Below are 26,645 nucleotides of genomic sequence, written 5' to 3' on the forward strand. Positions count from 1 at the left end.
CAGACATCCAGCGTGAAATGTTGCAGCAGGATGAACTTCCTTACGCGTTTTTGTAAGGGTATTCGCTATCTCCCCCGTAGGGATTTATGTACACCCGAGCATTCCCGGGTGTACATAAATCGGTTTTATTTCAGGGCCGCAGAGACTTTGTCTGCCACATCCTTGGGCACCCAGGCCTGCCACACGTCCGGGTGCGCCTTCATGAACGCCTCCGCCGCTTGACGTGGCGGGGTGTGTTTTTCGCTCATGTCAGCCAAGGCCTTGTTCAATGCTTCGATCGGCAAATCGACCTTGCTGAAGAACTCGGCAATCTGCGGGTACTGTTTCTGAAATGGCGTGGACACGCCGATGGACAGCTTCGAGGGCAGCGAGCGAGTCGGTTTCGGATTGGGGTTGTCAGCGTCGGTCAGGGTTTTCCAGGCTTCGGCATCGAACGGCGGCTCTTGCAGTTGAATCAGCTTGAAACGGCCGAGCAACGGCGTTGGGGACCAATAATAGAACAGGACCGGCTTGCCGCGACGAATCGACGAACTGATCTCTGCGTCCAGCGCCGCCCCTGAACCACTGCGAAAGTTCACGTAGCTGTCGTCCAGCCCATACGCCTTGAGCTTCTGCTTGTTGACCACTTCCGATGTCCAGCCGATCGGGCTGTTGAGGAAGCGTCCCTTGCCCGGGGTTTCCGGGTCTTTGAACACGTCTTTGTAGCGTGGCAGATCACTGATACTGCGCAGATCCGGCGCCATCGGCTTGATGCCCTTGGCCGGGTCGCCCTTGATCACATACTCCGGCACCCACCAGCCCTCGGTGGCACCCTTGACCGTATCGCCCAAGGCCGCGACTTTGCCCTCGGCTTCAGCCTTGACCCAGACCGGACTGCGACCGGCCCATTCTTCGCCAATGACCTGAATGTCATTGTTGGCCAGTGCGGTCTCCAGGGTAATGGTCGTCCCCGGCAAGGTGTCGGTCGGCAAGCCGTAACCCTTCTCGACAATGATCCGCAGGATATCGGTGATCAGGCTGCCGCTTTCCCAGTTCAGGTCGGCGAAATGGATCGGCGCCTGGGCAGCGAACACCGGGACGGGTGAAGCCAATAAACTGAACGTGGCCAGGGTAGTGGCCAGTAACCGTCGAAATCCCTTCATGCTTTTGCACCTCGTGCTGTTCACAGCAATAGCAGGATGGCCTGACAAAGAAGACCGCAAGCCTCTGAATACTCAGTCATCTGACTGTAGTTGAGGTTCCTGCTTTCGAGGGGCGAGGATTACTTTTCGCAAGGTTCCTGCAAGCGAGCAAGCTCTCTTCTGACCATGCTGGCGTACGCCGCCGGACGCAACAGGTAGATCTGTGACGCCACCCAACTCAGCCAGGTTCCCTGTAGAACGGCCTTTTGAGCCAACAGTCGCTGCGCCTCGGCGTGGGCACTGGCCTGGTTCTGTTCGTGGAAATCGGCGCGGGTCAGGGTCATTACTCGCTGGCCTTGAAGGTCACCAGTTCGCCCTTGCGCCACTTGGCGGCCTTGGCAGTCACGGCTTTCAGGGTTTTGGTCAGGCCTTCCTGCAATTGTTGATGGGCTGCGAACACCATCACCACGCTATGACCTTCCTTGAACACAATGCCGTGGCCGTCTGCGGTGGTCACGAACGCGTAATCCCCCAGCCCGTACACCGTCAGCTTGATTTCACGGAACTTGATGTCCAGCTTGCCGCCTTCGCGACTAGGCAACACGGAAGCGCTGAAATGATCGCCGACCTTGAGTTTAAGCCCTGGTTTGTCATCCACCACCAGCGCTGACTCGGTGTCGAGTTCGGCAATGTAAATGCCTTCAGCGTTCTGTTCGGTGATGTAGACGAAACGTGACTGAAACTGTTTAACCAGCTTTGCGCGCAAATCACCCAGTACGAACAAAGCATGCATATCGAGATTACTTACTGCCAAGGAAACATCCCCACATCTGAAAATGACGCCGTACGCCGGAAACGCGCACAGCAGAAAAAAGCGGCAATGCCGAGGTGTAGCCAAATGACCCGGGTCGAATCCTGGAACGGGCAGAGGGCCCATTCATCGCGAGGTTTGAGAAGATTACTGGAACATCCCTCACGTCGTCTTGCCTGGCGGTCGTCAGATGTTGAAGGAAAACGCCCTTCTGACGGCCAGATAAAACCGGATTACCAACTTTAGGGAAAAATCTCTTTAAAAAAAGCACTTTTCCGACATATCGCCAGTAAAAAATTGCTTTAGATGGGCATCAATCGCCAACCATTGATGGCGATTCTAGAGCAGCGATGCTCACCGAGACTACCCATAACAACGTACACACGTCGGTAAAACCACGAAAAGGACTTCATATGTGCACACTGACTCACTTTGCCCAGCCTCACACGCGGTACACAAACGGCTCGCCTCTTCTGCATTCGATGGGACTTCCGCCGCAGGACTTCCTGCCTGAAGAGCGTCTACTCCCGCGCTTTCAGGTGGTATTGGCCGGCAACGCCTTTTTCCACATCAAGGAAATATCCACCGGACGTGTAAGAGGTTTCCGCGGCAATCATAACGAAGCCTGCGCCCTTGCCCGTTCACTCGAGGCACGCAGCTGACCATTCATTTCCATAGACGTTTCGTCATGTCGGCGACTTAACTCAGCCGCCGGCAGGCAACTACTGCCATACTGCCCGACCAATGAAACCCGTCCACAGGGCGGACGGCGTTCAATACAACAACTATTTCCAAGGGAAGACTGCTACGTGACGGAATTTGATATCGGTGAATTTTTTATCCGGGGCGAAGCCAGAGAGGTCGAAGGCGAATTCCAGGCCGTCATTATCATGCGCGCCAAACCGCCGTTGACCGCTGTGACGTATCACCAGGTCGAAAAGGATCGCTGGTTCAAGACCGCCGATGTCGCGGCCGTCGCCGCCCAGGAAGCCGCTAAAGCCCTGAAGCTTGCCGTCGATGAAGGGGCATTGAAAGCCTGATCATCGGATTTGCAGTCTATGCTCATTCCTGCTTTTGAAATTCGCTATCGAACTCCTGAAGCGCGGTTCTCTCAAATGCCTCTCAGATGCAATGAAGCCGCACCTCGGATCTCGCACTCGACGCGACGGATTATCTGCAAGGAGATGAAGATGGATTCACCCACACATGATTTGAAAGGCTTGTTCGACCAGCTCGGCCTGGACTCCAGCGAGAAGGCCATCGAAGATTTCATTGCCCGTCATTCCCCCTTGGCCGATGACAAGAAACTCATCGACGCCGAGTTCTGGACCCCGCAACAAGCCGGCTTCCTCAAGGAACAACTGCGTGAAGACGCCGATTGGGCGCACGTGGTCGACGACCTGAACCTGCGCATGCACCAGATCCACTAGCCAAGGGTTCAATGCAGGCTGTCGGGCATTTCGGCGCTCAATTGCGCCAACCAGGCAGCCCTGCACGCTTCCTCTCAGCGAGGACGTTCTGGTTTATAACCCAGGCGCAAACCACCCCAATGCCGGCCCTTGAGCATGATCGGCACCGACAGGTCGTGCATCAGTTCACCGGTGTCGCGGGTGTAAGTCTGCAACAGCACGGCCTGTTGATGGCTGCCACAGCGGATCCCGGTGCGGTCGGCGAATTTGCGTTTGGTGCGGTTTTGCAGGGTATCGACCTGCACATCACCGGTCAGCGGCTGGCTGAACACGGTGTTGTGAGTCGGCACATAACCCTGCTGTGTGCAGGCGATGGCGAACACCAGGCCTTCATGGCGCGGCAGCAACGGTTCCTGAATCGCCGGCAATACCTGATCGGTGTAGCGGTCGAAGCGGGTCTGGTATTTGGCCGGGCTGGTGTTGGGGATCGCCTGGTAATTGCGATCAAACAAGTCATCGAGGCTGATTCGACCCTGATCGATATCTGCTTCGAAGCGTGCCGCAATTTGACTCGCCCCTTCGCGGGCCAGGTCGTAAATCCGCTGGTGATAGTCATCCAGTCCGACTGCGGCGAGACGTTCGCTGATGGTTTCGGCCTGCCCTTCCATTTGCACCGCTGCCTGGGCGAGCCGCTGAGTCTGCTGGTCGCTGATCGCCAGATCGCTGCGCATCTGTTCGATGGCATGGAACAGACTGTCGAGTTGCTCGCGGTTGGTGTCTGCGCCCTGAGCGATTTCCCCGACCTGCCTTTCGACGCCGGCGGCCAGGCGCGCGATGTTTTCCAGGTGCTGTCCGGTATGCTCGACTTGCGCGACGCCAGTATTCAGATCGCTCGCCAGTTGACGAATCTGTTCCACCACTTGCGCCGTGCGTTGTTGAATGTCGGCAACCATCTCCCCGACTTCACCGGTCGCCGTCGCCGTGCGCGCGGCCAGCCCTCGTACCTCATCGGCCACCACCGCAAAGCCGCGACCGTGCTCGCCGGCCCGCGCCGCTTCAATGGCCGCGTTCAACGCCAACAAATTGGTCTGGCTGGCGATGGACTGGATTACCAGCGTTACCCGTTGGATATCGTCGCTGCGCAGGCTCAGGGCTTCGATCAGCTCACGGCTGCTGCTGGCGCGCTGACTGAGTTGATGCATGCGCGCAATGGACTCGACCAGTTCCGTGCGCCCTGCCGCGCTGCTCTGATGGGCTTCACTGGCTGCGCTCAAGGCTTCTCGACTGAGTTTCGATGTAGCGTGTTCGGTGGTGATCATCACTTCGGCGCTGCTGACAATCTGCGCCGCGGCGTTGAGCTGCGATTGCAGTTTGTCCGCCAGTTGCTTGACCGAATAGGCCACGCCGGCGGCCGACAACGCGTTATGACTGGTGGTGTAGGAAAGATCGCGAGTCAATTCGGCGATGGCGCTGGAACTGTCCGCAGGGGTTGCATCAGGGAGAGTGCGCGAGCGCAGGCGCGGCAGCCAGATAATCAGCACGGCCAATGGCAGGCCAAGGTAAAGCGACCAGCCAGCCAATGCCATGCCGCACAGCAACAGCATCAGGGCGATGCTTTGCAGGGTCGGCGTCAGCCAAAGGTTTTTCGGCAAAAGTACTGGTGCAGGCATTGCCTCAACCAGAGATCCGTCCCTCGTCATCTTCGTCACCCCACGCGTCTTCTAATTGTTGTGATCGCATTAAACGCCACTACAAAGCCATTATCTATGGTCCATTAGTAGTGGGGGGTTGAAGCAGATCAATAGAAGTGCGCGGGTGTTTTCACAGACGTCGAAAAGCATCGCGGGCAAGCCCGCTCCCACAAGGTCCGTGTTGAACCTGTGGGAGCGGGCTTGCCCGCGATGGGGGCGCTACTGAATCAGGCCTGACGCTGGTGCTTGTCGATCTGTTCGTGACGCTCTTGAGCTTCGATGCAGTACTTGGTGGTCGGGCTGATCAGCAGGCGTTTCAGGCCGATGGCCTCGCCGCTGTCGTCGCACCAGCCAAAGCTGTCTTCCTTGATGCGTTCCAGGGCCTGTTCCAACTGAGGCAGCATGCGCTGGTCGCGATCGATCGCATTCACCAGCCAGGTGCGCTCTTCTTCGACGGAAGCCGCGTCAGCCGGATCGGCCGGGGTGTCCAGGCTCTCGATGGCGATGCGATTCTGCTCGATGCGCTCATGGGTTTCGACTTTCATGTTCTGCAACAGCTCGGAGAAAAAAGCATGCTGCTCGGCATTCATGTAGTCATCCGCCGGCATGGCCAGCAACTTGTCCTTTGTCATTGATATCTCTATAAAAAAACGTGCATTAAGGCGAATTAGGGAGCGATCCGTTGAACCTGAAGCGGTCATTGGAAAGGCGCCGTTTATTCCAAGCGCCACCCGGCACTCAATTTACGAGGGGCGGCAGTCTAAGGCCGACTTGAGGCCTCAGCAACTGAAAAGACAGCAAATCTGTCGGACAAAGCCCTGAAAGTGCGCTACGGCAGGCTTTGAGCCGCTTATCGGAGTGCGTTTATAGCAAGAAATTCAGTCGAGCGGCTGTATATAGAAGACAAACGGCTGCGCCACGCGGGTCAGGCGTGGCGCATTTTCGTGTTTCTTCCGGCTTCAGCGCTTGAGTTTGCGCTTGTTGCGGTACTGGTCGATGACCACCGCCACCACAATAATCAGCCCCTTGATGATGTCTTGAATATAAGCATCAACGCCGACAAAGGTAAAGCCGCTGGCCATGACCCCGAGGATCAACGCGCCGATCACGGTGCCGGTGATCCGCCCGACGCCACCGGCCAGGCTGGTGCCGCCGATGACCGCCGCGGCAATCGCGTCCAGTTCATAAGACATGCCCATCCCGGCCTGCCCGGTCGCGGCCCGCGCCGACGCCACCACCCCGGCCAGGCCCGCAAGCAACCCGGCGATGCTGTAGACGATCACCAGATGCCGCTTGACGTTGATCCCGGAGGTGCGCGCAGCCTGCATGTTGCCGCCGATGGCGTAGGTGTATTTGCCGTACTTGGTGTAGCGCAGGGCGATGTGAAAGATCACCGCCACCACCAGAAAGATGATCACCGGCATCGCGCCGTGTCCGATGGCCGTGTAGGAATCCGAGAGCATGCTCACCGGCTGACCTTCGGTGTAGTAGCGCGCCAGGCCACGGGCCGAGACCATCATGCCGAGGGTGGCAATGAACGGCGGAATCCCGGTAATCGCAATGATGCTGCCGTTGATCGCCCCCGCCAGCAATCCCACCCCAAGCCCGACGATCACTGGAATCCACACCGGCAAGTCAGTCAGGGACGGAAACACCGCCCGGGCAAAATCCGAGGTCTGCGCCAGGCTGGCGGCGATCATCGCCGACAGTGCCAGCACCGAACCGGAGGACAGGTCGATACCGGTGGTGATGATGACCTGGGTCACGCCGATCGCCAGCAGACCGATGATCGACACTTGCAGGATCATCAGCACCAGGCGCTGAGAGTTCATCAGGAAGCTCTGGTCCCGCACGATCCAGCCGAACATTTCGAAGACCAGGCCGATGCCGATCAGCACCAGGAAGATACTCAACTCGGTTGGAAAGCGCCGGCGACTCTTGACCGGTGCCACTGCAGGCTTGTTTTCCAGTATCGCGTTCATAACCACTCACCCTTCTATTACGTCGCGACGGCAGCCATGGCCACCGCCAGCATCCATTAGTGAACCGCGGACATGCCCGAGGCCAGTTGCATTACCCGTTCCTGGGTCGCTTCGCTGCGGTCGAGGGTGCCCATCAGATCGCCCTCGTGCATGACCATGACCCGGTCGCTCATGCCCAGCACTTCCGGCAGCTCCGAGGAAATCATGATCACCGCCATGCCTTCACTGGCGAGGTAGGAAATAAGCCGGTAGATCTCGGCCTTGGCGCCGACATCGATACCCCGGGTCGGCTCGTCGAGAATCAGGATGCGTGGATTGGTCATCAGCCAGCGCGCCAGCAAGGCCTTCTGCTGATTACCGCCGGACAGCGTGTCGATGCATTGCTCCAGCGACGGCGTTTTCACCCGCAGCTTCTTGCACATGTCTTCACACAACGCCCGCAGGGCTTTCTGCTGGATGAAGCCGTTGCCGACGTAATGGGGCAAGACTGCCATTTCCATGTTCTCCAGCACCGACAGGCACGGGAACAGGCCGCTGAGCTTGCGATCTTCGGTCAACAGCGCGAAGCCCTTCTCGATCGCCATGTGCGGATCGCTGATGCGCACCACCTCGCCGTCGAGGCGGATTTCACCGCCGTCGCTTGGGGTGATGCCAAAAATCGCTTCGGCGACGTTGGTCCGCCCCGAGCCCATCAACCCGGCGATGCCAAGGATCTCGCCGGCATGCAGGTCGAAGGAGACGTCTTTGAAAATGCCATCCAGCTTGAGGTCGCGTACCGACAGCAACAGATCGCCGATCGGTTTCTCGCGCACCGGGAACAACTGGCTCAGCTCGCGGCCGACCATCATTGAAATCAGGCTGTCACCGTCCATGCTGTCGGCCCGCTGCAGGCCGATGTAGGCACCGTCACGGAACACCGCCACCTCATCGGCAATGCTGAACACTTCGTTCATTTTGTGAGTGATGTAGATGATGCCTTTGCCCTGGCTCTTGAGGTCGGCAATGATCGAGAACAGATGAGCGACTTCCTTATCGGTGATGGCCGAGGTCGGCTCATCCATGATCAGGACATCGGAGTCATAGGACACCGCCTTGGCGATCTCGACCATCTGCCGTTCGGCGATGCTCAGGTTGCCCACCAACTCTTCCGGGTCGAGGTTGATCCGCAGACGCTCCAGCAGTTTGGCGGTGCAACGGTGCATTTCGCGGTGATCGATCATGTGCAGGCCATTGAGCTGCTCGCGGCCGATCCAGATGTTCTCGGCGATGCTCATGTGCGGCATCAGGTTGAGTTCCTGATGGATCATTGCGATCCCGGCCTGGAGCGCAGCCAGCGGTGTTTCGAAGACCACCGGTTTGCCCCGCAGGCGCAACTCGCCGGCGTCCGGCTGGTAGATGCCGGCAATGATTTTCATCAGGGTGGATTTGCCGGCGCCGTTCTCGCCCATCAGCGCCAACACGGAACCGGGACGCACCCGAAGTTGTACGTCGGACAAGGCCACCACACCGGGAAAACCCTTGCTGACGTTGATGATCTCCAGCAGGTACGGCTCATCGACAGGTGTTGCAGTTGGCTGGACACCCATTACCGGGGTGCTCGAAGCAGTCGCTGAAGCGAACATGATCAGGTCCTCCATCAGCAAGGTCGCGTCGCAACCTTGCGTGCTTATTGTTGTTATCGAACGGACGGGCTATTTGAAGGTGTCGACGTTTTGCAGCGTGATCAGGCGATACGGCACCCACACGGCTGGCTCGACCGGTTCGCTCTTGGCCATTTTCACCGCCGTGTCGATCGAACCGTCCGCCTGACCCTTGGCATCCTGGAACACCGAGACCAACAGAGAGCCCTTCTTCACCGCGTTCAAACCGTCGGGCGTACCGTCGACACCGGCGATCAGCACACTGCCTTTGGCGACGCCTGCCTGTTGCAGGGCCATTGCCGCGCCAATCGCCATCTCGTCGTTGTTAGAGACCACCGCGTCGAATTTGCGGCCCTGGGTCAGCCAGTCGTTGACCAGAGTCATGCCCTTGTCCCGCGACCAGATGCCGGACTGTTCTTGCTCGATCTTGATGTTCGGGTACTTGGTCAGCACCTCTTTTACGCCCTTGGTGCGGTTGGTGGTGGAGTTGTTGGCCAAATCACCGAGCAGAATCACGATGTCGCCCTTGCCGCCCATTTTTTCGGCCAGGTACTGCATCTGCATCTGGCCGGCCTCCAGATCGTTGGAGGCGACAGTGACCACGCCTTTGGGTAGGTTCATGTCATCGGGACGACGATTGACGTACACCAACGGAATACCGGCCTTGACCGCCGCTTCGGTGATTTTCTTGGTGGCGGCGGTATCCACCGGGTTGACCACTATGGCGTCGACCTTCTGACTGATGAAGCTTTCTACCTGGCTCAGCTGCCTGACCACGTCGCTGCGGGCGTCTTCGAACTGCAGCTTGACGCCATCGGGATAGGACTTGGCCTTGGTGTCCATGGATTCGCGCAGGTAGGTCAGCCAGGTGTCATCGAACTGCGACATGCTGACGCCGATCTTCATGTCAGCGAGTGCGGCGCCGCTGGCGAACATCAGGGACAAGGCCAGCGAGGCGAAACGGATCTTGGTCTTCATGAAAGGTCTTTCTCCACATTCTTGTTGGTTTTATGGATAAGGCGTGACGATTTCAGTGAGTGGGCAAGCGGACAATCGGCGCTCCGGGAATGCAACAGACCAGGGCGCCTTTGCGTTCGATGCAGAGCAAGCGGAAAAAGGAATGAAACGAGACGCGAGGCAGGTCGCGAGAGAGGTGTAGCGCGGAACGTAAAGCATGCAGAGCAGAGTTGAAGGTTTTCATCGACGGTACCTGGCTTTTGTTTCTTGTTTTTGGTGCGTCCTTCACTCGTTCAAGGCCTGCTTGAGCGTGATCGGACGTTGATAGTCGGCAACCTGGAAACGACTTTATTGGAAAATAATTTCTATATCAACTCATTTTAGAATTTTATTCTGATTTTATTCCATGGCTCTCGAACGGGCTCAGTGCCACCACTTGATGCCGCTCGAAACTTAGCCGCGCAGCGTCTAGCACGCGGGTGGTCGCCAGTGCATCACGGGCGTCGACCGGCAGTGGGCCACCGCTCTGTAACGCGGTTTGTAGCTGCAAATAGAACTGATTCCAGCAGCCACGCTCGGAGGGAACCCGTTCACGCACCTCGCCCTGCTCGAACCAGCCCCAGCGCCGGTGCTCTTCGACGCCCCAACGCTCGCCTTCGGATTTCGGCGTAAGCCCGGCGAGGGTCGACGCCTCCTGCCCATCCAGACCGTCGACGCTGTAGCAGCCCTGGGTGCCGGTCACGCGAAAGCGCGGGCCGGGGGTGTTTTGCAGGCAACTGCCACCCAAGTGCGAGATCACGCCGTTGGCATGGGTCAGGGACATAAAGAAGCCGTTGTCGAAGGGCTGGCCTTTTTCGAGGTAATCCAGTTCGGCGTAAACCCGGGTGACGGGACCGAACAGCAGCAGCGCCTGATCCACCAGATGGCTGCCCAGATCGCGCAGGAAACCGCCGCCGCTGCCGTTGTTCACCGACTGCGGCGAATAGCGCTCGATCCGCGATTCAAAACGGGTGACCTGCCCCAGCGCACCGGACTCGATGAGTTTGCGCACGGTGAGAAAGTCCGAGTCCCAGCGCCGGTTCTGGTAGACGCTCAGTTGCACGCCTTGGCGCTCGGCCATGGTGATCAGGGTTTGCGCCTGTTGCGCATCAGCAGCGAACGGCTTGTCGCTGACCACCGCCACCTCGTGTTCGATGGCGTCGAGCACCAGCGCCGGGCGACCTTTGAGCGGCGTGGAGATCACCAGCACATCGACCCCGGCTTCGACCATTTGGCCGATGCCGTCGAAGGCCGGCACACCGGGATGTTCCGCCGCCAGCAGTTGCCGGCGCTCGGCAGAACGGGTGACCACGCCCACGAAGGTCGCCGCCGGCAAACTGCTGATCAGCGGTGCATGGAAAAACCGGCCGCCATGGCCGTAACCGACAAGTCCGATACGCATGAAAGTATTCTCCTTATAGAACGCGACACCTGTGGGAGCGGGCTTGCCCGCGATAGCGGTCTGACAATCACAGGTATGTTGAATGTGCCGCCGTCATCGCGGGCAAGCCCGCTCCCACAGGTTTTGTGTAGGTCGGTCAGCGGCAGAGTTCGTTTTTGACGCGTTCGAGCATCATGCGATTGGACTCATCCGGCCGGTCTTCCCAGGCGAATACCGAGACGGTGGCAATGCCATCGAACTTGATCTCGCGCAATGTGCCGAAAAACGCTTCCCAGTCGACTTCGCCCTGGCCGATGTCCAGATGCTGGTGCACGGTGGCGGTGACGCCCGGCGGGTTGACGATGTAGCGCAAGCCCGAGGAGGCCTTGTGGTTGTAGGTGTCGGCGATGATCAGGTGGCTCAGCTTTGAGCCGGCGTACTTGAGCATCGAGGCGATATCACCGACACCGTCGTCATAGAAAAACGTGTGCGGTGCGGCGTAGAGGTAGTTGATCCAGTCACGGTCCAGGCCGCGGATGATGTCCACCGACTCGTTATTGCGCTCGCAGAAGTCGTAAGGGTGGGCCTGGATATCGAGCTTGATGCCTTCGCGTTCGAACTCGGGAATCAACTCGTCCATGGAGCGCATGAACTGGTTCTCGCAGACCAGCGGGTTGTCCGACTGGCCGGTGAACTCGGTGTTGACCAGTTCGCAGTCCATCTCCACGGCAATCTGGATCGCGCGCTTCCAGTTTCGCACGGCAGCCACACGCAAACCTTCATCGGCGGCGGCCCAGTGGTACATCGGTAATAAGGAAGAGAGTTTGACCCCGGTGTCGCTCAAGGCTTTGCGAAATTCCTTGATCCGCGCCTTGTCGACCCGTGGGGCTTTATAGAACGGCAGGAAATCTTCCCGGGGCGACAGCTCGATGTGTTCGTAACCGAGCTCGGCAACCTTGTCGACCATCTTGCCCAGGGACAGGTTGCGGTACATGTAGGGGTCTAGTGCGATGCGCATGTTTTTTTGTTCTCCTTAACCAGAATCGACGCCGTCCCCTGTAGGAGCTGCCGAAGGCTGCGATCTTTTGATCTTGATTCTAAAAAGCGAAGTCAAAAGATCGCAGCCTGCGGCAGCTCCTACATGATCGATGAGTGTCAGCAAAGATCAGGTTTTGTTAGCCGTAGAAACGGGGGCGGTCTGGCAGGCCGACTTTGACGATCTGCCCGCTGTTCTGCGCGTCGATGCACGCATCAGCCGCCACCGCTGCCGCGTAACCATCCCACGCCGACGGCCCACCGACCTGCCCGGCCCGTACGCCGTCGATAAACGCCTGCAATTCGACGTCATACGCGGCGATGAAACGGTCCTTCCAATCCATCAGAATCGCATTGGACAGTTTCGCCCCACTGCGCAATTGAACCTGCGACGGCTCCGGCAGTTTGGCGATGCCGGTCTCCCCCACCACTTCGCACTGGATGTCGTAGCCGTATTGGCAATTGACGAACACTTCCACATCGATGCGCGTGCCCTTGGCGGTTTCCAGCAGCACGATCTGCGGATCTTTCAAATGGGCGTGGGCTTTGCTGGTCTTGCGCGGGAACACCACTTGCACCGACACATAATCGTCGTCGAGCAACCAGCGCAACACGTCCAGTTCATGGATCAGCGTGTCGGTGATCGCCATGTCGGTCTTGTAGTTCCCACCCACGGTCGGGTTGCGGTGGGCGCAGTGAAGCATCAACGGTTCGCCGATCTGGCCGCTGTCGATCACTGCTTTCAACGCCCGATACCCTTCATCGTACGGACGCATGAAACCGACCTGCACCAGCCGTTTACCGTGGGCCACTTCGGCCTCGACGATCTTGAGGCAGCCTTCGGCGGTGACCGCCAGTGGCTTTTCGCAGAACACCGGTTTGCCGGCGGCAATCGCCGCCAGCACGAACTCTTCGTGGCTCGGACCCCATGAGGTCACGAGGATCGCTTCGACTTCCGGCGCCTTGATCAGCGCATGACCGTCGGGATAGACCTCGGCAGTCAGTTTCAGATCGGAAACGACCTTGGCCGCTTGCTGCAAATTGATGTCGGTGACCGCGACAACCTGGCTATTGAGCAAGGTCTGGCTGCAACGACGGATATGATCCTGGCCGATGGCCCCGGTGCCGATAACGCCGATCCGCAACGAATTGGAAAGCAAAGACATATAAACACTCCTGTGGGTTCGTTCAGGGCAATCAGTATTGACGGGCCTTGGCCAGTCGCTCATTGAGGGTCTTGGCCACCGCATCGGTGCGGGCGCTGGTGGAGACTTGCGCCACGCCGACCCGCCACCACGACAGGTATTTGTGAATCATGGTTTTGGGCAGGACCTTGATATCGATCAGCGTCGACACCGTCTGCAACCGCGCATCCGCCAACGCAGCTTGCAACGCTTCAACGGTGTTCACTTTGTAAGTCTTGCAGCCGTAAGCCGCCGCGCTCATGGCGAAATCCACCGGCACGAAGCCGCCATCGAGCTTGCCGGTTTGCGGATTACGGAAACGGAACTCGGTGCCGAAACTGTCCATGCCGTGTTCCATTTGCAGGTTGTTGATGCAGCCGAAGGTCATGTTGTCCAGCAGCACCACGTTGATCTTGCGTCGCTCCTGGATCGAGGTCGCCAGTTCCGAGTGCAGCATCATGTAGGAGCCGTCGCCCACCAGTGCGTAGACCTCGCGCTCAGGCTCGGCGAGCTTCACGCCCAGTGCGGCGTTCACCTCGTAACCCATGCAGGAATAACCGTACTCGACGTGGTAAGTATTCACGCCCTTGCTGCGCCAGCTGCGCTGCAAGTCACCGGGCAAACTGCCGGCGGCGGCGACGATCACGGCGTCATCGGCCAGGGTTTCATTGAGCACGCCGAGCACCCGGCTCTGGGTCAGGCAGGAACCGGTCAGCTCGATGAATTCGCGCAGCACCGCCGGGTCCAGGTGGTCGTTGATTTCCGGGACGAAATCCTCGGTCTGATACTCAACCTGATAGATGCGATCCACTTCCTCATCCAGCTGCGCCTTGGCCTCGCGGGTTTGATCGCCCCAGTTGGAGCGATAGTCGCCCAACACATCGGCTAAGGCGCTCAAGCCGGTTTTGGCGTCTGCCAGCAACTGCACGCCGTCGAGTTTCAGGGCATCGCAGGGGCTGATATTGAGGTTGAGAAATTGCACGTCCGGGTGTTTGAACAAGGACTTCGACGCGGTGGTGAAATCGCTGTAGCGCGTGCCCACACCAATGATCAAATCAGCATCCTTGGCCAGCAGGTTCGCCGCCAGGCAGCCGGTTTCGCCGATCCCGCCGACGTTCAGCGGATGGCTGGACACCACCGCGCTTTTGCCGGCCTGGGTTTCGGCGAAGGGAATATCGAAGCGCTCGGCGAACGCCTGCAACGCTGCATTGGCGCCCGAGTATTTGACTCCGCCGCCGCAGATTATCAGCGGCTTGCGCTTGCCTTTGAACAGGGCCAACGCATCTCCGAGCATCGCTTCGGTGGCCGGGCGGCGCTCGAGGCGATGCACGCGTTTTTGCAGGAAATAATCAGGATAGTCGTACGCCTCGGCCTGCACGTCTTGCGGCAAGGCCAGGGTCACCGCGCCGGTTTCGGCAGGGTCGGTGAGCACGCGCATGGCGTGGATCGCCGCGGTCATCAGTTGCTCGGGACGGTTGATCCGGTCCCAATATTTGCTCACGGCCTTGAACGCATCGTTGGTGCTGATGCTCAGGTCGTGGAACTGCTCGATCTGTTGCAGCACCGGGTCCGGTTGGCGGCACGCATAAACGTCGCCGGGCAACAGCAGCAAGGGAATACGGTTGGCGGTGGCCGTCGCGGCAGCGGTCAGCATGTTCGCCGCACCCGGGCCCACCGATGAAGAACAGGCGTAGATCTTGCGCCGCAGGTGTTGCTTGGCAAAACCGATGGCGGCGTGGGCCATGCCTTGCTCGTTGCGACCCTGATGGACGATCAGGTCGCCGCTGTCCTGTTCCAAGGCTTGCCCCAGACCCAGCACATTGCCGTGGCCGAAAATGGTAAAGATCCCGGCGACGAATTTGCTCTGAACCCCATCGACCTCGATGTACTGGTTATCGAGGAATTTCACCAGGGCCTGGGCCATGGTCAGTCTTGTTGTGGTCATGCTTGCACCTTTTCCGTATGCAAATCCGATCCCCCGTAGGAGCTGCCGAAGGCTGCGATCTTTTGATCTTGATCTTTAAAAACAAGATCAAAAGATCGCAGCCTTCGGCAGCTCCTACGGGGGGAGATGTCAGGCCAGGGATTTCTGCAGGTGATCCATGCTCGCGCCAATCGCCGTCTGGATATCCGCCAGGCCATGGACGCTGTCGGCGAACGGTTCGAACGACAGGTAGCCGCTGTAGCCGGTAGCGAGCAAGGTTTCGATTTGCGCCGCGTTGCCGAGGATGTCGCCCTCGCCCACCAGCACCCGGTGGCCGTCGCGGATGGTCGCCAGCGGCGCCTCGGCATCTTCGACGCCGGAGATGTGCACCAGCCCGGTCAGCTCGGGAAAGAACTCATGTTCGCTGGCCAGGTGATGGTGAAAGGTGTCATGCACCAGACGGAACACATCCAGCCCACCGATGGCCTTGATTGCATCGACCGCGGTGCGTTTGCGCCGCAGCGAGCATTCTTCGAAACCCAGCGGCTCGATGAAACCGAGGATGCCGTGATCACGCAGGATCGGCGCCAGTTCACTCAACGCCGTGCGCAGGCCGGAAGCGCGTTGCGCCTCGGTTCGTGGATCGGCGCGGTCGTTCAACGGGCACATCACCAAACCCAGCGCGCCGCAATCACGGGCATAAGCAGCAAGCTTCAGCGCGTGTGCGCGGCGCTCGTCATTCCAGACATCGAACGGATACAGCGCGTTGATCGACAGCACGGTAATGCCTTTGGCCGCGCACAGCTCACGCACGTGTTCGGGCGCGGTGCCGTCCTCGATTTCGACGCCCTTGAGGTCGTTGCGGATCTCGATGGCGTCGGCCTTGAGGGTCACCGCCAACTCGATGAACGCGGGCAGGGACAAACGTGGGGCGACCATACGGTTCAGGGCGAAACGCAGGGGTTTGCTCATTTTTTGTTGTTCTCCGCACAGGTGAATTATTTGGCTGTCGGCATGCTGAATTCAGGGCCCTTGGCAATACTGTCGGGCCAGCGCTGCATCACGCTTTTGTAGCGGCTGTAGAAGCGGATGCCTTCTTCGCCGTAGGCGTGGTGATCACCGAACAACGAGCGCTTCCAGCCGCCGAACGAGTGCCAGGCCATGGGCACCGGAATCGGTACGTTGATGCCGACCATGCCGACCTTGATGCTGCGGGCAAACGAACGGACGATGCCGCCGTCGCTGGTGAAACACGACACGCCGTTGCCAAACTCATGGGCGTTGATCAACGCCACGGCGCTGGCGAAATCCGGCACGCGCACGATGCCCAGCACCGGGCCGAAAATCTCTTGCTGGTAGATGCTCATCTCGGTCGTGACGTTGTCGAACAGCGTTGCGCCGACGAAGAAGCCATTCTCGGCGCCCGGCACCTTGAAGTTGCGCCCGTCGACAATCAGCTGCGCGCCCTGGGCCACGCCTTCGCCGATAAAACCCTCGACCTTGGCCTTGTGCTCGGCGGTCACCAGTGGCCCCATGTCGCTGTCGCCCTGCATGCCGTTGCCGACTTTCAGTTGATCGATGCGCGGCAGCAATTTGGCAATCAGTTGGTCGCCGACATCACCGACCGCCACGGCAATCGAAATCGCCATGCAGCGCTCACCGGCCGAGCCGTACGCCGCGCCGATCAGCGCGTCGGCCGCTTGATCCAGATCGGCGTCGGGCATGACGATCATGTGGTTCTTCGCCCCGCCCAGCGCCTGTACGCGTTTGCCGCGCGAGGTCGCTTGCTGGTGGATGTACTCGGCAATCGGCGTCGAACCGACAAAGGAAATCGCCTCGATGTCCGGGTGTTGCAGCAAGGCGTCGACCGCGGCCTTGTCACCCTGGACCACGTTGAACACACCGTCCGGCAAACCGGCTTCGGTCAATAATTTCGCCATCAGCAAACTGGCCGAGGGGTCGCGCTCGGACGGTTTGAGGATGAAGCAGTTACCGGTGACCAGCGCGATCGGAATCATCCACAACGGCACCATCACCGGAAAGTTGAACGGCGTGACTCCGGCGCAAACACCCAGAGGCTGACGCAAGTTCCAGTTGTCGATGCCGCCGCCGATGTTGTCGCTGAACTCGGTTTTCAGCAGGTTCGGCGCACCACAAGCGTACTCGACGATTTCGATGCCGCGCGTCACTTCGCCCTTGGCGTCCGAGAACACCTTGCCGTGTTCGCGACTGATGATTTCCGCCAGTTCGTTGTGATGGCGGTCAAGCAGTTCCTTGAACTTGAACATCACCCGCGAACGGCGCAGGGACGATTGCTCGGACCACGCCGGGAACGCCTTCAGGGCTGAGGCGACGGCTTCGTCCACGGTTTTCTGGCTGGCCAGCCCGACTCGCGCCTGAACGCTGCCGGTGGCCGGATTGAAGACATTGCTGAACCGCTCGCTGCCGCTGTCTTGCACCTGACCGTCGATGTAATGGCCTATTACCTGGGCGTCACTCATTGTTCTTGTTCTCCGTTCGAATGTGGGAATTCAGGCTTTTTAGTTCAGAGATCAAGCAGCCAACTGTGCTGCGGATCGTTATGGAACTGCCAGACGCGTTTCGGGCCGGCCATCACGTTCAGGTAATACGACTCGTAGCCGTAGGGCACGCTGACCGGGTGATAACCCTTGGGCACGACGACCAGATCACTGTTTTCCACGGCCATGGCCTGGTCGATGCTGCGATCGTCGGTGTAGACCCGCTGGAACACGAAGCCTTGGGGCGGGTTGATCTGGTGGTAATAGGTTTCTTCGAGAAAGCTCTGATGCGGCAGATCGTCGGTGTCGTGCTTGTGCGGCGGGTAGCTCGACGAGTGCCCGGACGGTGTGCGCACTTCCACCACCAGCAGCGAATGGGCTAGCTCGGTGTCTGGCAGGATGTCGCAGACGTAACGGGTGTTGGCACCCTTGCCGCGCACGCTGCGTTTCATGCTGTCGGGCTTGATCAGCCGTGGGCCGTAGGAGCTGCCGAAGGCTGCGATCTTTTCGCTATTGGCTTCAAGAGTGGAGCCAGGCGCAGAGCAAACGGCGATCTGCACGTCGCTGAGTGCGACCACTTGCGCCTGACTGCCCGGTGGCAAGTACGCGGCGAACGGCGATTTGTCTTCGAACACCGACTGGCGATCACCGATGTTGTCCCAGTCGAACGCGCCCTGCCCCGGCGCTTCGCCTTTGATGCTGACCCGGCCGCTGAGCAGCACCAGGCACAGTTCCTTGTCGCCGGCGCTGACCGGCAGGGTTTCGCCGAGGCTCAGGCGGTAAGCGGCGAAACCGACGTATTCCAGCTCACCCTGCCCCAACTCGACCATGGTCCGGCCGCGAGCATTGCTTTTGACCAACAGGCTCATCGCACGGTCCTCTCGTTGAGCAGTGCGCGCAAGGTGTCGTAGCCTTTTTTGGCGTAGACGTAACTTGGTGCCACCGCTGGATCCTGCTCGGCCTCGACCACCAACCAGCCGTGGTAATCGGCGCCCAGCAGGACGTCGAGCAAGGCGCCGAAGTCGATGTCGCCATCGCCGGGCACGGTGAACGTGCCGTTGATGATGCAGTCCGGGAAGCTCCACAGGTTGTTGCGCGCCAGTTGCACCACCGGTTTGCGCACGTCCTTGAAATGCACGTGGCAGATGCGTTCGATGTGTTTGCGCAGCACCTGCAAGGGTTCACCGCCGCCCATGTAGCAGTGGCCCGAATCGAACAGCAGGCCGACTTCGCTGCCGGTCAGCGCCATCAGCTTGTCGATGTCCGCCGGGGATTCGACGTAGGCGCCCATGTGGTGGTGATACGCAAGGCGCACACCCTGGGACAGGGTGAAGCGTGCCAGTTCAGTGAGCTTGTCGGCGTATTCCTGCCACGCCTGCTCGGTGTGAAAACGCGGGCGTTCGACCAAGGGAATGCGCTGGCCTTGAATCGAGTCAGCGACTTCGCCATAGACCAGCACCTTGGCGCCGTTCTTCGCCAGCAGCTCGACATGGCTGGCGATGGCGTCGATTTCCTCAGCCACGGAACGGCGGGCCAGACGGCTGGAATACCAGCCGGAGACCAGCGCCAGATCGTAAGGCCGCAGCACGTCGCCAACGCCTTTGGCATCCTTGGGGAATTTACCGTTGAGTTCGAAACCTTCGTAGCCGATTTCCTTGCCTTCGCTGAGGGCGGTACTCAACGGCGTCTCGCCACCGAGGGAAGGCAGGTCGTCGTTGCTCCAGGAGATCGGGTTGATGCCAATTCGGATAGCGGGCATGGCTGCACCTTTTATTGTTTTCAAATAAACCTGAGACCGCTGCGGTCGGTTTTTCTGTGGGAGCTGGCTTGCCTGCGATGCAGACGACTCGTTCTTTCAGCTAGACCGAGGTGATGCCATCGCAGGCAAGCCAGCTCCCACACTTGATAGCATTCCAATTTCCAATAGCTGTCAGGCCCGGGCCGTGCGCCAGGCGTCGATCAATTCGACGAACGTGCCCTGCACTTGGCGGATCAGCGTTTCGTCGTCTATTTCACCGGCCATCCACGCGCGGCTCGGCTCCTGGAAAATCGTCCGGCCTACGGCGAAACCTCGGCAGGTCTGGCTCTGGCTGGCCTGCTGAAACCCTTCGGCCAAGGCCGCCGCTGGCGCATTCAGGCCCAACAGCACCACGCCACGGCAATACGGATCGCGTTCCTGAATCAGCTCGTCGAGTTGTTTCCATTCCTCGGCGCTTTGCGCTTCGATCTTCCACCACGCCGGGTAAATGCCCAGGTTGTAGAGGCGTTTCAACGCGCGATACAGCACGTCCGGATGCGTCGACGGGTGATCCTTGGGCGGAATGATTTCCAGCAGCAGTTCATGACCGCTGACCTGGGAGGCCTGATACAAACCCTTGATCTGTGCTTCCTGCTCCAGACGCAGCAACGGCTCGTCGTCGGGGTGGAATTGCACCAGGCATTTGATGATTTGTTCTTGCGGCCAGGCGATCAGGTTGCTGCCAATCGAACGACCGTGTTCGAACGCCAATGGCCGCGAGCCCTGCACTTCCACCGGCCGTGCCACCCACCAGCCGCGACCGGTGGCAGCGTTCAGCGAGTCCTGACCGAAGCGTTGATCGGCCAACAAGCCGATATCAGCCTCGACGCCCTGCTCACGCAAATCCGTTTCGACCCGCTCCACGGCTTTGATAAAGAGTTGTTTGAGTTCGCCGATAGCATTCAGATCGCGCCCGCCCTTGTGGGCCAGCTCCACCAATTGCCCGCGATGATCGAAGGCGAAGATGAACAGCTGCTTCCACTGTTTACGCGGCACGCTGACCTGATGCAGGCGCTGCAACACGGCGTCCTGGTCCGGCCGGGTAATCGGCACCGGACTGTTAAACAGATAGTCGAGTTCGGCGCGGGTCGGCATGGCCGGGGCGCAGGCATGGCGTGACACCACCAGACCGCCGCAGGCATTGGCCAACTGGCAGCAGCGCTCGTCGCTCGCATCCTCCAGCCAACCGGCGAGGAAACCCGACATGAAGGCATCGCCGGCCCCCAGCACATTCAGCACCTCGACGCGCACGCCGGGATAGATCGCGCCGTCTTCAAGACGCGCCGGAATCACCCCGTGAATCACCGTGCAGCCTTGCGGGCCGAGCTTGACCACCAATGTCGCCGCGCTCAGTTGCCGAACATTGCGCAGCGCGGTGAGCAAATCCTCGGAACCGCCGGCAATCAAAAACTCTTCTTCAGTGCCAACGATCAGGTCGAAACGCGAAAGAATTTTCTGCACGTGCTGGCTGACGTTCTGATCAGCGACGAACCGGGTTTCGCCGTCCGCCTTGCCGGCCAGGCCCCAGAGCACCGGGCGATAATCGATGTCCAGCACCCGTTTGACGTTGTGCTTCTCGGCATAGTCCAGCGCCTGGATGCTCGCCTTGTAGACGCCGTCGGTGGAGAAATGGGTGCCGGTGATCAGCAGGGCTTTGCTGGAGGCGATAAAGGCTTCGTTGATGTCTTCGGCGCGCAACGCCATGTCGGCGCAGTTTTCGCGGTAGAACACCAAAGGAAAGGTTTCGCGGTCCTTGAGGCCCAGCAGGACCATGGCGGTCAAGCGTTCCGGATCGACCTTGATACCGCTGACGTCGCAACCTTCGCGGGTCAGAGATTCAACGAGGAAGCGGCCCATGTGGTCGTCCCCTACCCGGCTCAGCATCGCCGACTTCAGACCCAGCCGAGCGGTGCCGAAAGCGATGTTGGCGGACGAACCGCCGAGGTATTTGGCGAAGCTGCTCACATCCTCCAGCCGCGCCCCGACTTGCTGCGCATAGAGGTCGACGCCTAGGCGCCCCAGGCAAATCAGATCCAATTGACGCCCACTGGCAAAACGAGTCTGGCCCATGCTGGCTCCTGTTATTTTTATCAGCCTGCGTTCGGGGCGATGACGGCGCCGAACACTCTTGGTGGATGCAGACTAAAACGACCGGGACCGAACAATCAATAATTATTCTAAATATTTTTTACGTGGAATATTTTTTCCAATAAACTTCTACACAAGCGCTCCAGACACGGTGCATCGTTTCAGCAGACCCGATGACGGCCGCAAGCTCAAGATTTTATTCCGGCCTACCCTGTAGACTGCGCACAGCCAACCTATTGTCAGGGGATGACCTGCCTGTCATCTCTATAAGCACAAGCCAGAAGGATTCCTTATGTCCCGCACCGATCAGCCGGCTACGACCGAGAGCACGCCCGATAGCGATCTCGCCAGCCCTCCGATCAATGCCGAGCGTTTGTTGCAGCTGATCACCGATGAATATGAAAGCCTGCCGCGCCAGCTCAAACGCATCGCCAGCTACATGAGCCAGCAGAGCGACCGGATCATGGTCGACCGCATTAGCGATATCGCCCGCGAATGCGAAGTGCACCCGTCGGCCATCGTGCGGTTTTCCCAGCGTTTCGGCTTCAGTGGTTTCAGCGAAATGCAGGCGCTGTTCCGCGAGGCCTACACCCACAAAACCACGCCGGTGCAGAACTACCAGCAACGCATCCGCAGCATGATCGCCAACAAGTCGCAGAAGGCCAGTGGTGGCGATCTGGCGCGCGAGTGCGTCAACGCCACCCTGTCGGGTATCGAACGGTTGGGGCTGGAACTCGATGACCAGGCCTTCGACAAAGCGGTGGACCTGGTGGTGAATGCCGACAACATCTACGTGGTCGGGGTGCGCCGCTCGTTCGCGGTGGCCGATTACCTGGTCTACAACCTGCAACACACCAACAAGCGCATCCACCTGGTGTCGGGTCTGGGCGGCAGTTACCGCGAGCAGATGCGCAGCGTGCGCGCCAATGACCTGGTGATTGCCATCAGCTTCACGCCCTACGGCAAGGAAACCCAGCACTGCCTGCGTATTGCCCAGCACAATCAGGCGAAAACCCTGATCATCACCGACAGCAACCTTTCACCTTTGGCCAAGCGCGCCAACACCGTGCTGCTGGTCAACGAAGGCAGCTCGTTTGCCTTCCGCTCGCTGAGTGCGACCTTGTGCCTGTGCCAGGCGCTGTTTATCGCCGTGGCTTATCGACTGGAATTGAAGGTTGATGAGATTCACGAACAAGTGGGGTTTGAGGATTAGCCTGATGCCGTTTGCAGGTCGCTGAACCTCAGCTAAGGTTGTCCATCCCCCAAGGACCGTCTGAAGGAGAGGCTCAATGAAACTGATCGGCATGCTGGATTCGCCCTATGTGCGGCGCGTCGCCATTTCCGCCAAATGCCTGGGTATACCGCTGGAGCACGAATCGGTTTCGGTGTTCAGGAACTTCGAGCAGTTCCAGCAGATCAACCCGGTGGTGAAGGCCCCAACCCTGGTGCTGGCTGATGGCGAGGTGTTGATGGACTCGACGCTGATCATCGATTACCTGGAGGCCTTGGCCGCGCCGGGTAAAAGCCTGATACCGAACAATCTGGAGCAACGCTTGCGCTCGCTGCGACTGATCGGTCTGGCGTTGGCGGCATGTGAAAAATCGGTGCAGCTTTACTACGAACGCAATCTGCGGCCGGCGGAGATTCAGTACGCGCCCTGGGTGGAACGGGTCGAAGGGCAATTGGCTTCGGCATATTCGGCGCTGGAGCGGGAGCTGCAAAAACAGCCGCTGAAGATCGACGGTTCGATTGCGCAGGACGGGATTACCCTGGCGGTGGCCTGGAGTTTTACCAACCTGGTGGTGCCGGATCAGGTGCAGGCCGCGCAGTTTCCACGGATTAGTGCGTTCACGGCATATGCCGAGGGGCTTGAGGTGTTTGTCGGTACGCCGATCGATTGAGAATTGCTGCGCCAGGACCGAAGTCTTCGCGGGCAAGCCTCGCTCCCACAGTTGATCTGAGGTGTTCTCGGATTGTGTGTTCACCACAAAACCCTGTGGGAGCGGGCTTGCCCGCGATGGCGTCCTCAGGCCATTTCCATTCCCTTCGATCCAACCTCCGCCTTCCCTGCAAACCGATCCGCCAGAAACGGTGTGATGTCCAGCGGCAACGGCTCGTTGTTCACCAGTTTATCCAGCAACACCCCAGTGATTGCCGATGTCAGGATGCCGGTGCGGAAATGTCCGCAGGCATTCAGGTAACCCTCCACCCCTTTCATCGGCCCGAGAATCGGCAGTTCGTCCGGTGAGCCTGGACGCAACCCGGCCCAGCAGCGTTTCAGGTTGATGTCCGCCAGCGCCGGAATGCAACGCAGCGCGCCTTGCACCAGGCCGCTGATTTCCGGGTAGGTGGTGGTCACGTCGAAACCCTTGTCTTCGGTGGTGCTGCCAATCAGGATTTCGCCGTTGTCTTTCTGCGCCACGTAGCAGTCGCTGGTGGTCAGGCAACCGCGCAGGATCTTCGGCATGCGCTCGGTCAGCAGGATCTGGCCCTTCACCGGGTTCACCGGAATGCGAATGCCGGTGGCCTGCTCGCTGAGGTCGGCGGCCCAGGCACCGGCAGCGTTGATCAACGTATCGCAACGGAACACGCCAGCCCGGTCGGTCTGCACGCCGCTGACCCGCGAGCCGTAGTGCAACACGCCGGTGACGTTGGTGTTGAAATACAGATCCACACCGTTCTGCCGCGCACCTTCGGTGTAGGCATCGGCCAGGCGGAACGGGCTGACCTGATGGTCGCAGAGGAACTCCAGCGCGCCCCTCGCCTCATGGCTGACACTCGGTTCGGCTTCGCGCAGTGCCGCTTGATCGAGCCAACGCACCTGATCCGCCAGGTGCGGAATGCAAGCGACGATATGCTCGGCGTAGAGGCGGTCTTCATCGTCATAGATCACGAATTTCAATCCGGTCTTTTCGAACTTGAAATCCATCCCGTGATTCTCCTGCAACTCCCGGTGCAGGTCCGGGTACATCGCGTTGGACTGCAAGGCGAAATCGAAGAACGACTGCGGCAGGATCTGCGGCGTGCTGGAATCCACCGCCACGGCCGCGCCCTGGGCTTCGCGCTTGCGGTTGGCCGACATCATGCGAAAGAAAATCACCCCGCAACCCAGGCCCACCGACTCGCCGATCGCCCACAGGCCGCCGGCCGAAGCCCGGGTCGCGTTGCCCGGACGCTTGGCGTCGATCAGCGCGACTTTCAGGTGTTTGCGCTTGGACAATTGATAGGCGCAGGACGCCCCGATCACACCGCCGCCGGCGATGACCACGTCATAGAACTTACTCATGGCTTGCGGCCTCCGTGCCGACAGACTGGAACGCGGAAAAAGGAATCGGGTCGACGGGAAAACGCGGCCGCAACCAACCCACATCTTGCCGGCCGGTGGCTTCGCGCAAACGGTCGGTGCAATAACCCACGCACATGCGCCCCTGGCAATCGCCCATGCTCACACGGGTGCGCATCTTCAGGCTGGCCAGGTCTTGCACGCCCTGCTCCAGCGCCCGATCGATGTCGGCGCGAGTCGCGTGTTCACAGCGGCAGATCAACGTGTCGGCGGCCGGCAATGCAGTCTGCCCGGCGCCGCGTTCGGTGTAACGGTCGACGGCGGCGCGAAAGCGCACGATGGACTTGAGTTTCGACAGGTAACGGTCGCGCCTGACAAGCGCCAGCTCCAAGTCCAGCACATTGCGTTGCAGCAGGATCGACACCGCCGCGATCCGTCCCGCGAGCATGGCCGCCTCGCCACCGCGAATTCCGCCCATGTCACCAGCCAAGTGCACGTGGGGCTCGCTGCTTTGCTGCCAGACATTGGCGCTGGCCCGCAAATAGCCGTCGTCGCTGAAACCGTGATCCAGGCCCATTTGCTGGCTGAGTTGGGTGCGTGGAATGAAGCCGTAACCGACCGCCAGGGTCTGCGCGGCAACCTGCTCGGCGCGACTCAGGTCCGGCTCCCAAGTGCTGGAGTACGGCGCGACGGTCACCGAACTCAACTCGCCCTCGCCCTGTACCTCGACCACGCCCCAGCCATAGTGCATGGGGATGCCGTGCAGTTTCAGGTACGCGAGCATGCTCAAACCATCGAGAAACAGCTGCGGTTTGTTCAACAGTGCGAGACTTTCCCGAGCGATCTTGCCGAACGCACACGCTTCGTAAACCCCGGCGACGCTCACCCCGGACGTGTGCAGCTGGCAGGCCACCAGCGGCAACAACGGACCGGTGCCCGCGATCAGCACCGGCCCCTGCGGTTTAACGACGCCGCTCTTGATTTGCAGTTGCAGACCACCCAACAGAATCACGCCGGGCAAGGTCCAGCCGGGAAATGGCACGCTGCGTTCATGGCACCCGGCAGCCAGCAGCAACTGCGAATACTCGATCTCCTGCAAGCGTTCATCGGCGTCCAGCGCCACCAGTGCGCGAGTGCCTTCGGCCCCCACCACGCGATGGTTCAGGCGCACGTCGATCAGGCCCGACTGCTCCCGGAAATCTCCATGCAGCTTGGCCAGCGCTTCCGAATAACGCGGCCCCAAATAATCCAGCTGGACGCCATCGCGCAACGGACCGCGATAGACCACGCCGCCGAGCCGTGAGGCTTCTTCAAGCAAGGTACACCGCACCCCGTGCCGGGCCAGTTCAATGGCCGCCGCCATACCCGCCGGCCCGCCGCCGACGATCACCGGACGCAGGCTCATAACACCTCCTGCCCGGTGATGCGGTTGACTCGGGTTTCGACATCCATGCCCTCACGCACGATCGTCTGGCAGGCACGACGTTTGTGTCGGCCATTGATTTTCACCAGGCAGCATTGGCACACGCCCATGCCGCAATAGGCACCGCTGACATGATCGTGATCGTTACGGGCCACTTGGCGAATGCCCAGTGATTGAATGACCGTCAGGACGGTTTCGCCGATGGCGGCGTTGACGGTTTGGCCATTGATGCGCACGGTCATGTCCGCCTGCACCAGCGGCTGGATATCGAAGGTCCTGTCTTGGCGTTGCATTGCGACGTTCATCCTTGAAAAGTTCAGGTAAGGGTTGCCAGCTCCATGCTGCACTTACACTTGCGGT

The 26,645-nt window shown here is 59.8% G+C and carries 25 protein-coding genes; 5 read left to right on the top strand and 20 right to left on the bottom strand.

Annotation, left to right across the window (positions count from 1 at the left end; genetic code table 11):
* Positions 1-125: 125 nt before the first annotated feature.
* The 3 genes from F6R97_RS04965 to F6R97_RS04975 form a co-directional block, all read right to left on the bottom strand.
* Positions 126-1,142 (bottom strand): ABC transporter substrate-binding protein, encoded by a 1,017-nt coding sequence (locus F6R97_RS04965; protein ID WP_038982605.1) that lies wholly within the window; start codon positions 1,140-1,142, stop codon positions 126-128.
* A gap of 119 nt (positions 1,143-1,261) precedes the next feature.
* Positions 1,262-1,465, bottom strand: a complete 204-nt coding sequence (locus tag F6R97_RS04970) for a hypothetical protein (RefSeq protein ID WP_038982606.1) — start codon at positions 1,463-1,465, stop codon at positions 1,262-1,264.
* The gene (locus F6R97_RS04975) at positions 1,465-1,935 is read right to left on the bottom strand and encodes a hypothetical protein (protein WP_007907879.1); all 471 of its coding nucleotides are present in this window, start codon (positions 1,933-1,935) and stop codon (positions 1,465-1,467) included. Before F6R97_RS04975 ends, F6R97_RS04970 begins: the two co-directional genes overlap by 1 nt.
* A 410-nt stretch (positions 1,936-2,345) precedes the next feature.
* On the opposite strand from F6R97_RS04975, the gene F6R97_RS04980 reads away from it, so the two are divergent.
* The 3 genes from F6R97_RS04980 to F6R97_RS04990 all read left to right on the top strand — a co-directional run bounded on the left by F6R97_RS04980 (position 2,346) and on the right by F6R97_RS04990 (position 3,362).
* Positions 2,346-2,594: a hypothetical protein gene (locus F6R97_RS04980; protein ID WP_080772112.1), complete on the top strand. Its 249-nt coding sequence runs from the start codon at positions 2,346-2,348 to the stop codon at positions 2,592-2,594.
* 147 nt (positions 2,595-2,741) lie between these two features.
* The gene (locus F6R97_RS04985; RefSeq protein WP_007907881.1) at positions 2,742-2,972 is read left to right on the top strand and encodes a hypothetical protein; all 231 of its coding nucleotides are present in this window, start codon (positions 2,742-2,744) and stop codon (positions 2,970-2,972) included.
* 150 nt (positions 2,973-3,122) lie between these two features.
* Positions 3,123-3,362, top strand: coding sequence for a DUF2789 domain-containing protein (locus F6R97_RS04990; RefSeq protein ID WP_315866154.1), 240 nt, complete (start codon positions 3,123-3,125; stop codon positions 3,360-3,362).
* A gap of 74 nt (positions 3,363-3,436) precedes the next feature.
* Here F6R97_RS04990 and F6R97_RS04995 read toward each other — a convergent pair whose 3' ends face one another.
* The 14 genes from F6R97_RS04995 to iolC all read right to left on the bottom strand — a co-directional run bounded on the left by F6R97_RS04995 (position 3,437) and on the right by iolC (position 21,561).
* Entirely contained in the window at positions 3,437-5,041 is a 1,605-nt protein-coding gene (locus F6R97_RS04995) for a methyl-accepting chemotaxis protein (RefSeq protein ID WP_315866155.1), read from the bottom strand.
* 218 nt (positions 5,042-5,259) lie between these two features.
* Complete coding sequence (locus tag F6R97_RS05000; protein WP_007907888.1) at positions 5,260-5,664, bottom strand: TraR/DksA family transcriptional regulator; 405 nt, start codon at positions 5,662-5,664, stop codon at positions 5,260-5,262.
* A 327-nt stretch (positions 5,665-5,991) separates the two neighbouring features.
* Positions 5,992-7,014, bottom strand: a complete 1,023-nt coding sequence (locus F6R97_RS05005; protein ID WP_008012126.1) for an ABC transporter permease — start codon at positions 7,012-7,014, stop codon at positions 5,992-5,994.
* A gap of 56 nt (positions 7,015-7,070) precedes the next feature.
* On the bottom strand, positions 7,071-8,636 hold the full coding sequence (locus F6R97_RS05010; protein ID WP_315866156.1) for a sugar ABC transporter ATP-binding protein: 1,566 nt from the start codon (positions 8,634-8,636) through the stop codon (positions 7,071-7,073).
* Positions 8,637-8,705: 69 nt separating this feature from the next.
* Positions 8,706-9,632 carry a sugar ABC transporter substrate-binding protein gene (locus F6R97_RS05015; protein WP_315866157.1) on the bottom strand — a complete coding sequence of 309 codons (927 nt, stop codon included), beginning with the start codon at positions 9,630-9,632 and terminating at the stop codon, positions 8,706-8,708.
* A gap of 367 nt (positions 9,633-9,999) precedes the next feature.
* Positions 10,000-11,052 carry a Gfo/Idh/MocA family oxidoreductase gene (locus F6R97_RS05020; protein WP_315866158.1) on the bottom strand — a complete coding sequence of 351 codons (1,053 nt, stop codon included), beginning with the start codon at positions 11,050-11,052 and terminating at the stop codon, positions 10,000-10,002.
* Between the two features lie 136 nt (positions 11,053-11,188).
* Positions 11,189-12,049 (bottom strand): sugar phosphate isomerase/epimerase family protein, encoded by an 861-nt coding sequence (locus F6R97_RS05025; protein WP_038982610.1) that lies wholly within the window; start codon positions 12,047-12,049, stop codon positions 11,189-11,191.
* Positions 12,050-12,206: 157 nt separating this feature from the next.
* The gene (locus F6R97_RS05030) at positions 12,207-13,232 is read right to left on the bottom strand and encodes a Gfo/Idh/MocA family protein (RefSeq protein ID WP_048397059.1); all 1,026 of its coding nucleotides are present in this window, start codon (positions 13,230-13,232) and stop codon (positions 12,207-12,209) included.
* Between the two features lie 31 nt (positions 13,233-13,263).
* Positions 13,264-15,195, bottom strand: a complete 1,932-nt coding sequence (gene iolD / locus F6R97_RS05035; protein ID WP_315866159.1) for a 3D-(3,5/4)-trihydroxycyclohexane-1,2-dione acylhydrolase (decyclizing) — start codon at positions 15,193-15,195, stop codon at positions 13,264-13,266.
* A 129-nt stretch (positions 15,196-15,324) separates the two neighbouring features.
* Positions 15,325-16,146, bottom strand: a complete 822-nt coding sequence (locus F6R97_RS05040; RefSeq protein WP_315866160.1) for a TIM barrel protein — start codon at positions 16,144-16,146, stop codon at positions 15,325-15,327.
* A 26-nt stretch (positions 16,147-16,172) separates the two neighbouring features.
* Positions 16,173-17,675, bottom strand: coding sequence for a CoA-acylating methylmalonate-semialdehyde dehydrogenase (locus F6R97_RS05045; RefSeq protein WP_315866161.1), 1,503 nt, complete (start codon positions 17,673-17,675; stop codon positions 16,173-16,175).
* A 44-nt stretch (positions 17,676-17,719) separates the two neighbouring features.
* Entirely contained in the window at positions 17,720-18,562 is an 843-nt protein-coding gene (iolB, locus tag F6R97_RS05050; RefSeq protein ID WP_038982615.1) for a 5-deoxy-glucuronate isomerase, read from the bottom strand.
* Entirely contained in the window at positions 18,559-19,452 is an 894-nt protein-coding gene (gene iolE / locus F6R97_RS05055) for a myo-inosose-2 dehydratase (RefSeq protein ID WP_038982616.1), read from the bottom strand. Before iolE ends, iolB begins: the two co-directional genes overlap by 4 nt.
* A 171-nt stretch (positions 19,453-19,623) precedes the next feature.
* Positions 19,624-21,561 carry a bifunctional 5-dehydro-2-deoxygluconokinase/5-dehydro-2-deoxyphosphogluconate aldolase gene (iolC, locus tag F6R97_RS05060; RefSeq protein WP_315866162.1) on the bottom strand — a complete coding sequence of 646 codons (1,938 nt, stop codon included), beginning with the start codon at positions 21,559-21,561 and terminating at the stop codon, positions 19,624-19,626.
* Positions 21,562-21,871: 310 nt separating this feature from the next.
* On the opposite strand from iolC, the gene F6R97_RS05065 reads away from it, so the two are divergent.
* Entirely contained in the window at positions 21,872-22,792 is a 921-nt protein-coding gene (locus F6R97_RS05065) for a MurR/RpiR family transcriptional regulator (RefSeq protein WP_050681561.1), read from the top strand.
* A 76-nt stretch (positions 22,793-22,868) separates the two neighbouring features.
* Positions 22,869-23,480 carry a glutathione S-transferase gene (locus F6R97_RS05070; protein WP_050681560.1) on the top strand — a complete coding sequence of 204 codons (612 nt, stop codon included), beginning with the start codon at positions 22,869-22,871 and terminating at the stop codon, positions 23,478-23,480.
* Between the two features lie 125 nt (positions 23,481-23,605).
* Here F6R97_RS05070 and hcnC read toward each other — a convergent pair whose 3' ends face one another.
* The 3 genes from hcnC to F6R97_RS05085 are packed head-to-tail and all read right to left on the bottom strand — an operon-like array spanning position 23,606 to position 26,578.
* Positions 23,606-24,865, bottom strand: coding sequence for a cyanide-forming glycine dehydrogenase subunit HcnC (hcnC, locus tag F6R97_RS05075; RefSeq protein WP_315866163.1), 1,260 nt, complete (start codon positions 24,863-24,865; stop codon positions 23,606-23,608).
* Positions 24,858-26,267 (bottom strand): cyanide-forming glycine dehydrogenase subunit HcnB, encoded by a 1,410-nt coding sequence (gene hcnB / locus F6R97_RS05080; RefSeq protein ID WP_315866164.1) that lies wholly within the window; start codon positions 26,265-26,267, stop codon positions 24,858-24,860. Before hcnB ends, hcnC begins: the two co-directional genes overlap by 8 nt.
* Positions 26,264-26,578, bottom strand: a complete 315-nt coding sequence (locus tag F6R97_RS05085) for a (2Fe-2S)-binding protein (RefSeq protein WP_315866165.1) — start codon at positions 26,576-26,578, stop codon at positions 26,264-26,266. Before F6R97_RS05085 ends, hcnB begins: the two co-directional genes overlap by 4 nt.
* Positions 26,579-26,645 lie beyond the last annotated feature (67 nt).

It is taken from the genome of Pseudomonas sp. JV414 (assembly GCF_032424305.1).
Taxonomy (GTDB): Bacteria; Pseudomonadota; Gammaproteobacteria; order Pseudomonadales; family Pseudomonadaceae; genus Aquipseudomonas; species Aquipseudomonas lini.